An 11702-nucleotide genomic window follows, 5' to 3' on the forward strand; every position below is an offset into this window, starting at 1 on the left:
TAAATCTAGAAAGGTTGAACATTTACAATAATATTTTCACGAAATGAAAACATTTCACTATGAATTGCAAGATTACTTTTCATTCTCTAATCGATAGATTGATTCTACGATAGCTTTGAAAATAGGTGTAACTTTATTTACATTGCTATTCGTTTCTATATCCACGACAACTAAAGCATATCTTGGATTTTCATATGGAAAATAACCCGCAAACCAACGATTCACTTTCATCCCTTTTCCTGTTTGCGCTGTCCCAGATTTTCCGGCAACACTTAGTGGTAATGACCTGAATGCTGCTCCTGTTCCTTTCTCCGTTGTTACAACACCCCTTAATAACTCTTGTAATGTTTTCACCGTTTCATAGGAAAGCTGTTTTCCACCTAATGTATGGTCTTCAAATGTATAGAAGTCCGTTCCATTTTTATACATTATTTTTTCCACAGCTTTCACTTCCATCTTTTCTCCACCTCTAGCAATCGTCGCCATCATATTTGCAATCGCTAGAGGTGACATACGTACATCTTTTTGTCCAATTGCTGTTTGCGCTACCGCCTTTTTACTATTCTTATTTCCTTCACTACCCCAAATCGTAACCCTCTTCTCCTCTGGCATTTGCTCAAAATGAGTTGTATGAAATACAGAACCTTTCCATCCAACCTTACTAGCGGCTCCTAACGCTGCTACGTAAGTTTCTAACACCATCTTATCCTTTTGTATTAGCTCATTACCTAACTCTGAAAATGTCCTGTTACAGCTTCTAGCAAAGCTCTCTTTAAAACTAAGTGTACCCATCATAACTTGTGGGTGGTCTTCACCATATAAATCTTGATTACAATTAAATGTACGATTAAACACATTTTCATTTTGATCAATCACTGCCGCTGCAACTATTGTTTTAAAAACAGAACCGGGAAAATGTGGTGTCAACATTTGATTTTCAAGTGTAGTTGTATATAAACGCTCATCCTTCACCTGCACAGATGGTTTACTGACCATCGCTAAAATTTCATTTGTCTTTACATCAAGTAATACTAATCCCCCCTTCTTTATTTCGCTTGCTTCAACCACTTCTTCTGCTTTTTGCTGTAACCTGTTATGTAAAGTTGTTTGAATCGTCACTGGATAAAACGGATTTCCAGGCGCAGTATATTTCGCTTGTTTTCCAAAAATCGGTTCCCCTTGTCGGTCCACTTGATACAATACTTTTGCCTCTCCATCGGTCAAAAGAAATTCATCAAATGATTGCTGCAATCCTGAAATACCAATTGGCGTTTGCCTTGAAATTTTTCTTACTTCTCCGTATCGTTTTTGAAATTCTCGTTCATTCTCCCCCACATCGCCAATTAAATGATTCACCCTGCCAGTTTGCCGTAAACGAACTTCAGCTGCTACAATACCTAATACATTTAATTGATTTACCTTCTCCATCTGCTCTCGTGCCAAGCGAAATGGACCATTTCCCCTTTGCATGATAAATGCACTTTTCTTGTCTTTCATTTGACTTTCAATCTCTTGTCTCGACACACCAATGATATGCGCAATTTTCTCTAACATGTCATTTTTTATTTGTAGAAATGGAAAAACAATTAAAACAGGATACTTTTTCTCACCTATTCCCTTACCGTTCCGATCTATAAAATGGCCTCGTCCATCATCTACCGTAATGGACTGCGTCCGTTGTGTAACACTTTTTTCAATTAAATTTATCTTACGATCTGTAAATGATTCTGTATCTATAATTTGTATTTGAATTAAACGACAAAGTAAAATAAACATGATACATATAAAAAAAATTAAAACAATTGTAATTCTCCGTTTTATTTTCATAAAAAAACACCTCGTCTATTATAGTTTGGACGGAGTGTTTCATCTTTTATACAAATAAAAAAATCACTCGCTTTTACACGAGTGATTTTTTATTATTTTACAGAGATAATCTCTACTTGCATTTCTCCACCTGGAGTTTGGATTGCTACCTTCTCACCAATTTGCTTACCTAATAAGCTTTTTGCAATTGGAGAATCGTTAGAAATTCTTCCTTCAAATGGATCTGCTTCTGCGCTACCTACGATTGTGTAAGATTCTTCATCTCCACCTGGTAACTCTTTAAATGTTACTGTTTTACCTAATGTAACAACTGTAGACTCTTCGCCGTTATCTGTGATGATAACTGCGTTACGAATCATGTTTTCTAATTGTGTAATACGTCCTTCTACGAACGCTTGCTCATCTTTCGCTGCATCATACTCAGAGTTCTCAGAAAGATCTCCGAAGCTACGTGCAATCTTAATTCGCTCTACAACCTCTTTACGTTTTACCGTTTTTAAATCTTCAAGTTCGTTCTCTAGCTTTTGCTTACCCTCTTGCGTCATAGGGTATGTTTTTTCTGTTGCCATATTTTCCACTCCTTTTATATACCAATCCCCCGAAAAAAAGAGGAGTTCCATATGAAAACTCCCCCACTTATATGTATAGCGGAGGTTTCTAGCACGCCTGTACTAGCGGAGTTGTCACATACAACCCCGTATTCCCAATTCCTCTTTATATAAAGAAGATATGTATGGAAAGTTGATATAAATATGCCCTCACCTATATATAGATGAGGTTGCATGTTTCATTGTATTCGATAGGAAGGGAAAAAATCCCTTCCTATCGTATATCTTTTACTATGCTATTACAAATTTACTTTTTGTTCAAGAATTGTTGCAATTTTTGTCACCATAATATCAATTGCAACATGGTTTTGTCCACCTTCAGGGATAATAATATCCGCAAATTTCTTAGAAGGCTCAATAAATTGATTGTGCATTGGACGTACAACACTTACGTATTGATCAATAACTGAATCCATCGTACGGCCGCGTTCCTTAATATCACGCTGCATGCGGCGTAAAATACGAAGATCTGCATCTGTATCAACGAATAGCTTAATGTCCATTAACTCACAAAGACGTGGGTCTTCTAAAATAAGAATTCCTTCTAAAATGATTACATCTTTCGGCTCAACTGGAATAACTTCTTCTGAACGCGTATGCAATGTATAGTCATATACAGGCTTATCAATTTGCTCATATGCAAGTAACTGCTGCAAATGTTCAATTAACAGATCATTATCAAACGCAAGCGGATGATCATAATTTGTTTTTAAACGCTCTTCCATTGGTAAATGGCTTTGATCTTTGTAATAATAATCTTGCTCTAAGATTAAAATAGAATGACCTTTAAAATGGTCAAAAATCGCTTTCGTTACACTCGTTTTACCTGATCCCGAACCACCAGCAATTCCAATTACAACAGGCTTATTCGTCCCCATTCGACTATCAACTCTTTCTTATTGAAGTATGCTTTTGCGCATCATATTATTCACATACACTGGTTGATCCACTTTGAATTTCACGATTTGCAGCGGATGTCTCGCTGCATCTAATTCGTTTCCATCCTCATCCCAAATTTTCTCCACCGTCTGCGTAAAGTTTTCTATTTCTGGCCCAAAGAACTCCACTTCATGTCCTGGTTTGAAATGATTACGTTGCTCAATCGTTACGATGCCTGTTTCTTCATTATAATCTAACACTAAACCAGCGAAATCATACGTTGTTTTCTTACTATGATTTCCAAACATTTGCTCTTGATGTCCTGGAACCCCTTCAAAGAATGCGGGAGCTGTATCACGATTTGCACATTTATCAAGCTCATCTAACCATTCTTGTTTAAACTCAAAATTATCCGGATCCGCACAATACGCATCAATTACTTTACGGTATACCGTTGCTACAGTTGCTACGTAATGGATTGATTTCATACGTCCTTCAACTTTTAAGCTATCAATTCCAATTTCAATCATTTTGGGAATTGATAAAATTAAATTTAAGTCTTTTGGACTCATTGCAAAGTGAGCATCTTCTTCTTGGAATAGAGGAAGCTCTTTTGCATCTTTATGTTGTGATACTGTTTGAACTAAATCATAGTCCCAACGGCAAGATTGACAACAACCACCACGGTTAGAGTCACGTGCTGTCATATGGTTACTTAACGTACATCTGCCTGAATATGCGATACACATTGCACCATGGACGAACGCTTCAATTTCAATATCCACTTTTTCTTTAATTTCTTTCATTTCTTCATAGCTTGCTTCACGAGCTAATACAAGACGATGTAAACCTTCTTCTTTCCAATACTGTGCTGCTTTCCAGTTGGATAGTGATTGTTGTGTACTTAAATGCACTTCAACAGAAGGCGCTACACGTTTACAAGTCTCAATAATAAGCGGATCAGCAACGATAATTCCCGTTACGCCAGCTTTTTCAATCCCTTTTAAATATTCCTCTAGCCCGTCCATATTTTCATTATGTGCAAAGATATTTGTTGTTACATATATTTTTGCTCCATATTTCTTTGCAAATTCAACACCTTCTGCCATTTCTTCCAGTGTAAAGTTACCTGCATTCGAACGAAGACCAAATTCTTGTCCACCTAAATATACAGCATCTGCCCCATAATGGATAGCTACTTTTAATTTTTCTAAGTTACCCGCAGGGATTAACAGTTCAGGTTTCTTCACAATAACGCGTTTGCCATCGATTACTCGTGAAATTTCTTGTACAGTCATTTCCTACACCCTCCTCGTTTAGTAAACCGTCTCTTTAAAGAAGAATCCTGTATCTAACGGACGATTTACTGGTTGCATTTCTTCTATCTCTTTATATAAATCGTCTTTCACGTCATAATACGCATCACGATCTTCTACACATAAATCAATTGCTTTACGATATTTCTTCGTTACCTCAATAATGTATGCAGAGCTTTTTAGTACACCATCAACTTTTAAGCTAGCGACTTCAGCGTCAATTAGTTCTTCTAACTCATCGATGAAACAAATATCGTTTGGACTCATAATGTGAGTACCATTTTCATCTTCATAAATTGGATATTTATTGTTACGCTCTGGGTCATATAAGAACATATTCTCTTCATATTTTTTCTTTTCAATGTCAAGATTACGTCCTTGATACTCAAAGTAGTTTCCTACTAAGGAACGCTTCGATTGGAACATACAAGTCATACCGTGAATTTGTACTTCAAGTTCCACTTCAGCATTTTCTTTTAATTCAACAATTTCATCTAAGCTAAGCTCACGAGCTAATACAGCGCGTTTTGCTCCTCTTTGTCCCCAGTAGTTACAAGTAAACCAGTTTGTTGCTGTTGTTTCTGTATTCCAGTGCAATTGCATATTTGGCGCTACTTCTCGGACCGCCATTAATACTGCTGGGTCTCCGAAAACAATTGCATCTACACTTACTTCGTTTAAAAATGCAACATAATCTGTTAATTCGTCTACTTTATCATTGTGGAACATAGCGTTCATTGCTACGTATACTTTCACACCATTTTCATGCGCAATCTTCACAGCTTGTTTCACATCTTCACGTGAAAATTCCCCTGCTAAACGTAAACCGAACTTTTGCTCACCGATCATTACCGCATCTGCTCCTGCTTTCGCAAGAGGTTCGATATCCACTACTGCTTTTGGCGTTACTAACAATTCAGGTTTCTTCATACCTTGGTCACCCTCTCTTTTTACTAACAGCTACTCCATCACCAATTGGGAAAATCGTTGTATCATATCCTTCATGGTTCATAAGCCATTCATTGTACGTCTTAATACGACGGATTAAACCACGTGTACGTCTGTTTTCAATTTTCTCTTTTGTCGTTACAAGACCATGGTACATAACATTATCTGAAATAATTACCCCACCAGGGTTTAATAACGGTTCATATAAGTCAAAAAAGCGACGATATTGTCCTTTTGCTGCATCAATAAAAATAACGTCAAACGTTCCATGTTCTTCTACTTGCTCACCTGTTTCTAACGCATCACCGTAAATAACAGAAATACGCTCTTTAACTGATGAACGTTCTATATATTCAAGTGCTTTTTCATATCGCTCACGATTGCGTTCAACTGTCACAATGCGAGAATTTGGAATAGCTTGCATCATACGAATACTAGAATAACCAATTGCTGTACCAAGCTCTAAAATGCTTTTTGGTCCAATTAAACGTAAAAATTGCAACATAAATTCCATTCCAAGTCGATCCATAATCGGCACATGATTTTCTTTCGCATAATCTTCCATTTCAAGAATTAATTTATCTTTCGGATCAATAAATGATAATAGGTACTCGTTAACTGCATCCTCCATAATGGTCCTCCTTATTTACATGGAGAAGTGCCTCTATGACGTCTTTTCACACATAGAATGCAATAAAAATACAAGCCAGCTTCATCCTTAGCTTGTACGTCCCGTTTTGATATTAAAAACGATTCTTCTGCCAGTTTTTAACCCGATATATTTTACCACAAAAAAGAGGGATGTGCGACATTTTTCGCTATCCCTCCCCATTTCACTGTTTTTTCGTAATATATTTTTGCTTTAATGCATTATGCTCTTCCAATGTTTTCGCATAGTACACTTCACCAGTTGGTGCAGCTAAGAAATAATAATAATCTGTTTGTGCAGGCTCTAACGCCGCTTCCACTGAATGTTTACCAGAGTTTGCAATCGGACCAACCGGCAATCCTTTCACAACATACGTATTGTACGGTGAGTTGATCTTTAAATCTTCGTATAATACACGTTGTTTATGCTTTCCAAGTGCATATAATACCGTTGGATCAGTTTGCAGGGGCATACCTTTTTCCAAACGATTATAAAAGACACTAGAGATTTTTTGCCGATCTGTAAAGCCTGTTGCCTCTTCTTCAATAAGTGAAGACAATGTTAAAAGCTGATGAACATCCCAGTTTTTCGCTTTCATTTTTGCCTCGTTTTGAACAATGATTGCATTCGTTTTCTCAAGCATTGGAATTACAATTTCTTCTAACGTCGTATCTTTTTTATAGAAAGAGTACGTCGCAGGATATAAATAACCTTCTAATGGATATTTAATATTGCTATCAAAGATTTTATCCGTTAACAACTTCGGATACTTTTGCTGCATTTTTTGAATAAATGCTTTATCGTTTAATTGACGTACGACATCATCTTTATTCCACTTTAATTCGTTTGCAACCGTTTCTGCAATTTCAGTTACTTGTGCACCTTCTTTTATCGTCACTTTATAAAGAGCTGGACGATGTACATTACCAAATGACATTTGTTCAATAACATCTGAGGCACTCATTGAAGGATTTAATAAATATGTACCCGCTTGTAAATTTTTAGATTTAGCCTTTGTATAAAAACTAAAAACTGTACCGTTTTTCACAGCACCTTTTTCTTCTAAAATCTCACCAATTTTACTAGTAGATGATCCTTTTGGAATTTCTACTTCAATCTCTTTTTTATTCCCGCTATCAACTGGTCCTAATGCGGATGAAATATACGCATAGACTGAACCACAAACTAAAAGCAGTGCAATAATCGAAAATAAAAAAAGACGTCTACGCTTTTTTTTCACTTGATTCTCTATCAACACTCTTCCTCCTTAATTAAATTGTAGACCGTATGTATATCTTTCTATACAACACGATATAAAAACACAATAAATTTATTTATCTTTTTTTAGATAGACATTTTATTTTTCTACAATCCGTCTCATTATACTACAAAGGATTACACGGTTTCGACAAAAAATCTTTCATTTTACATATAAAAAAAGGTGGACTGTATGTCGTCCACCTTTTCAGTACTTATTATTCAGCTTCTTGCTCATCAGCTAGAGTGTTGAACATTTCTTGTACCATTTCCCACTCTTCTTCAGATTCGATTGGAAGTAAACTTCCGCCCTCTTCTTCATTTTGCTCATAAGCCATTGCATCATAAATTGGGTCTCCATCTTCGTCTACTTCACCGATTGGAGAGAAGACTACGTATGATTTTTTGCCAAATTTTTCAGCATCAAAAGTGAAAATAATTTCACATAAATGTTCGTTACCTTTTTCGTCTACAATTGTAATTTGATTTTCTTCCATTTTGGTCACCTCTTATTTACTATCTAAAAATCCTTGTAAGATTACGACTGCAGCCATCTTATCAATTACCTGTTTTCGCTTCTTACGACTCACATCAGCTGAAATGAGCAGACGTTCCGCTGCCATCGTTGACAAACGCTCGTCCCACATTACAACTTCTAATTGTAACAGATTTCGCAGGTTTTCTGCAAATTGCTGGCACGCTTCACCACGTGGGCCAATTGTACCATTCATATTTTTAGGTAAACCTACTACTATTTTGTCCACATTGTATTGCTTTACTAACTCAGAAATACGATCAAAACCAAAGTGGCCTCGTTCTTCGTTAATCCTGATTGTTTCCAGCCCTTGCGCTGTCCAGCCCATTTCGTCGCTCATTGCAACTCCGACTGTTTTTGTACCTACATCTAAACCTAATATCCGCATAAACTACTCCTCACGATGATGTTTCAAGTACGACTTCACAAGCTCTTCAATTAACTCATCACGTTCAAGCTTGCGAATGATGCTTCGTGCATCTTTATGGCGAGGTATGTATGCTGGGTCTCCACTTAATAAATAACCGACGATTTGGTTAATCGGATTATAGCCTTTTTCTTGAAGTGCATCATACACAGTTAAAAGTACATCATTTACATGGACACTCTGTTTTTCATCTTGAATGCTAAACTTCATTGTTTTATCAAAACCGTCCATTTCAAGCACCTCACTTATATAGTAAGTATAGGGAGAAGAACTTCTCCTCTCCCTACCATTGTACACTACTATCTCTTTATTTTGAAACAGATTTAACGTACTCTTGTACAAATGCTAAAGCTTCCTCAACTTGCGCTGGGTTTTTACCGCCTGCTTGAGCCATGTCAGGACGGCCACCACCACCGCCGCCACAACGAGAAGCTACTTCTTTCACAAGTTTACCAGCATGGTAACCTTGGCTAATTAAATCTTTCGTTACGCCAGCTAAGATGTTTACTTTATCATCATTTACAGACGCTAATACGACAACTGCAGACTCTAATTTATTTTTCAGGTCATCCATCATCGTACGTAAGTTGTTCATATCTGCAACGTTTACTTTCACTGCTAATACGTTTACGCCATCAACTGTCATTACTGAATCAGTTAAGTTTCCAGCTTCAATATTGCTTAATTTTGCAGCAAGAGATTCGTTTTCTTTTTGAAGTTGTTTTACTTCAGTAAATAAACCATCCACTCTTGTTAAAATATCTTTCGGGTTTGTTTTCATTTTTCCTGCTGCTTCTTTTAATAAACCTACTTGATCGTTCATTAATTCGTATGCAGATTTACCAGTTACTGCTTCAATACGACGCGTTCCTGCACCGATACCAGACTCAGCAACGATTTTGAAAATACCAATTGAAGCTGTGTTATCAACGTGACAACCACCGCAAAGCTCTAAGCTATAATCGCCTACTTGTACAACGCGTACAACATCACCGTATTTTTCACCGAATAATGCCATTGCGCCCATTTCTTTCGCTTCTTCAATTGCTTTTTGAGAAATCTCAACATCAATACTTTCCCAAATTTTCTCGTTTACGATACGCTCAATTTTTTCTAATTCGTCAGCTTGTACTTGACCGAAGTGAGAGAAATCAAAGCGTAAACGTTCAGAAGTTACAAGAGAACCTGCTTGGTTAACATGCGTTCCAAGTACGTCTTTTAATGCTTGGTGTAGTAAGTGAGTTGCTGTATGGTTTTTCACAACGCTACTACGGTTTTTCGTGTCGATAATAGCTTTCACAGCCGCATCTTTCGTTAATGTACCTTCTTCAACAACAACTTTGTGTAAGTTTTGACCATTTGGTGCTTTTTGTACGTCTTTTACAAGTACTTTCACGCCGTCAGCAAGAAGGTAACCACGGTCTGCAATTTGTCCACCGCTCTCAGCATAGAATGGTGTTACATCAAGCATTAATTGCCCTTCTTCACCAGCTTGTAAGCTATCTGTGTATTCGCCGTTTTTCACAAGTGCAACAACGTTACTTTCTGTTGCAACTGTACCGTAACCAACGAACTCGCTCGCTACTTTCACTTCTCCAAGGACACCGCCTTGAACTTGCATAGAATCAACGTCTTGACGAGCAGCACGTGCGCGCTCACGTTGTTTTTCCATTTCACTTTCAAAGCCTTCCTGATCAACTGTCATACCAGCTTCTTCTGCATATTCTTCTGTTAATTCAATCGGGAAACCATATGTGTCATATAGACGGAACGCATCTACTCCAGAAATAACAGTTGTTTTTTCCTCTTTTGCTTTTGTGATAACTTCAGCTAAAATTGCTTCCCCATCATGAAGTGTTTCATGGAAACGCTCTTCTTCATTTTTCACAACTTTTGCTATGAAATCTTTCTTTTCAAGTACTTCTGGGTAGAAGTCTTTCATTACCTCTCCAACAACCGGCACTAATTCAAACATGAATGGACGGTTGATGTTTAATTTCTTCGAATAACGAACCGCGCGGCGTAATAAACGACGTAATACATAACCACGGCCTTCGTTAGATGGAAGAGCACCGTCACCTACAGCAAATGTTACTGTACGGATATGGTCAGCAATTACTTTAAACGCCATATCTTTTTCTAAGTCACCATTACGATACTTCTCACCAGAAATTGATTCTGTTGCGCCAATCATCGGCATGAATAAGTCTGTATCAAAGTTTGTAGGTACATCTTGAACGATAGATGTCATACGCTCTAGACCCATCCCTGTATCGATGTTTTTCTTAGGAAGCGGTGTATATGAACCGTCTGGATTATGGTTAAATTGAGAGAATACAAGGTTCCATACTTCTAAGTAACGCTCGTTTTCTCCGCCTGGATATAATTCTGGGTCACTAAAGTCATTACCATAAGCTTCTCCGCGGTCATAGAAAATCTCTGTATTCGGTCCGCTTGGTCCTTCACCGATATCCCAGAAGTTTTCTTCTAAACGGATGATGCGCTCTTTTGGAACACCCATTTTTTCATTCCAAATTGTGAATGCTTCTTCATCTTCTGGATGGATTGTAACTGATAGTAATTCTTTATCGAATCCGATCCATTTGTCGCTCGTTAAGAATTCCCAAGCCCAAGTAATTGCTTCTTCTTTAAAGTAATCACCGATTGAGAAGTTTCCTAACATTTCAAAGAATGTATGGTGACGAGCTGTTTTCCCTACGTTTTCAATATCGTTTGTACGAATTGATTTTTGGGCATTTGTAATACGTGGATTTTGCGGGATTACACGTCCATCAAAATATTTTTTTAATGTCGCTACACCACTGTTAATCCATAACAGAGATGGATCTTCATGCGGAACTAGTGATGCACTAGGTTCTACTGCATGTCCTTTTTCTTGGAAAAAGTCTAAAAACATTTGACGAATTTGTGCGCCTGTTAGTTGTTTCATTATATTTTCCTCCTTAAATATAAAAAACTCCCGCCCCTATAAAAGGGACGAGAGTTAACTCGCGATACCACCCTAATTATGAATTGATTATTATAACAATCAATTCATCACCTCATGGTGCCGTAACGTGGCAAGACGGCAGTGATTAGCTGCTCTCAGGATTAGCTTTCTGTTACCCTTCATTTAAAGCTTCTTTCAGCCATATGGAAGCTTCTCTCTATAAATGGACTGTAACGTACTTTTTCCGTCATTGATTTAATGTATTATATGACTAAATATAATAGAATTCTCTTAAGTTTGTCAATG

Annotated in this window: 11 protein-coding genes and 1 other annotated feature; all 11 genes read right to left on the reverse strand. The window is 37.2% G+C overall.

Annotated elements, in window-relative coordinates; genetic code table 11:
* Nucleotides 1-72: 72 nt before the first annotated feature.
* The 11 genes from ACU8YW_RS21845 to alaS all read right to left on the reverse strand — a co-directional run bounded on the left by ACU8YW_RS21845 (nt 73) and on the right by alaS (nt 11396).
* Complete coding sequence (locus ACU8YW_RS21845) at nt 73-1827, reverse strand: peptidoglycan D,D-transpeptidase FtsI family protein (RefSeq protein WP_088064456.1); 1755 nt, start codon at nt 1825-1827, stop codon at nt 73-75.
* A 92-nt stretch (nt 1828-1919) separates the two neighbouring features.
* On the reverse strand, nt 1920-2396 hold the full coding sequence (gene greA, locus ACU8YW_RS21850) for a transcription elongation factor GreA (RefSeq protein WP_000179964.1): 477 nt from the start codon (nt 2394-2396) through the stop codon (nt 1920-1922).
* 278 nt (nt 2397-2674) lie between these two features.
* Nucleotides 2675-3313, reverse strand: coding sequence for a uridine kinase (gene udk, locus ACU8YW_RS21855; protein ID WP_000537082.1), 639 nt, complete (start codon nt 3311-3313; stop codon nt 2675-2677).
* An 18-nt stretch (nt 3314-3331) separates the two neighbouring features.
* On the reverse strand, nt 3332-4612 hold the full coding sequence (locus tag ACU8YW_RS21860) for a peptidase U32 family protein (protein ID WP_000217969.1): 1281 nt from the start codon (nt 4610-4612) through the stop codon (nt 3332-3334).
* A gap of 18 nt (nt 4613-4630) precedes the next feature.
* Nucleotides 4631-5560 (reverse strand): peptidase U32 family protein, encoded by a 930-nt coding sequence (locus ACU8YW_RS21865; protein ID WP_000742789.1) that lies wholly within the window; start codon nt 5558-5560, stop codon nt 4631-4633.
* Nucleotides 5561-5567: 7 nt separating this feature from the next.
* On the reverse strand, nt 5568-6209 hold the full coding sequence (locus tag ACU8YW_RS21870; RefSeq protein WP_046956307.1) for an O-methyltransferase: 642 nt from the start codon (nt 6207-6209) through the stop codon (nt 5568-5570).
* A gap of 202 nt (nt 6210-6411) precedes the next feature.
* Complete coding sequence (mltG, locus tag ACU8YW_RS21875; protein WP_426933893.1) at nt 6412-7482, reverse strand: endolytic transglycosylase MltG; 1071 nt, start codon at nt 7480-7482, stop codon at nt 6412-6414.
* A gap of 220 nt (nt 7483-7702) precedes the next feature.
* A complete protein-coding gene (locus ACU8YW_RS21880) occupies nt 7703-7981 on the reverse strand; it encodes a DUF1292 domain-containing protein (protein ID WP_000392245.1) in 279 nt (92 codons plus the stop codon).
* Between the two features lie 12 nt (nt 7982-7993).
* Nucleotides 7994-8407, reverse strand: a complete 414-nt coding sequence (ruvX, locus tag ACU8YW_RS21885; protein WP_001221204.1) for a Holliday junction resolvase RuvX — start codon at nt 8405-8407, stop codon at nt 7994-7996.
* A gap of 3 nt (nt 8408-8410) precedes the next feature.
* Nucleotides 8411-8677: an IreB family regulatory phosphoprotein gene (locus ACU8YW_RS21890; protein ID WP_000348590.1), complete on the reverse strand. Its 267-nt coding sequence runs from the start codon at nt 8675-8677 to the stop codon at nt 8411-8413.
* Between the two features lie 76 nt (nt 8678-8753).
* Entirely contained in the window at nt 8754-11396 is a 2643-nt protein-coding gene (gene alaS / locus ACU8YW_RS21895; RefSeq protein WP_426933894.1) for an alanine--tRNA ligase, read from the reverse strand.
* Between the two features lie 40 nt (nt 11397-11436).
* Nucleotides 11437-11656, reverse strand: a binding site (T-box leader).
* Nucleotides 11657-11702: the final 46 nt, after the last annotated feature.

It is taken from the genome of Bacillus pretiosus (assembly GCF_052947655.1).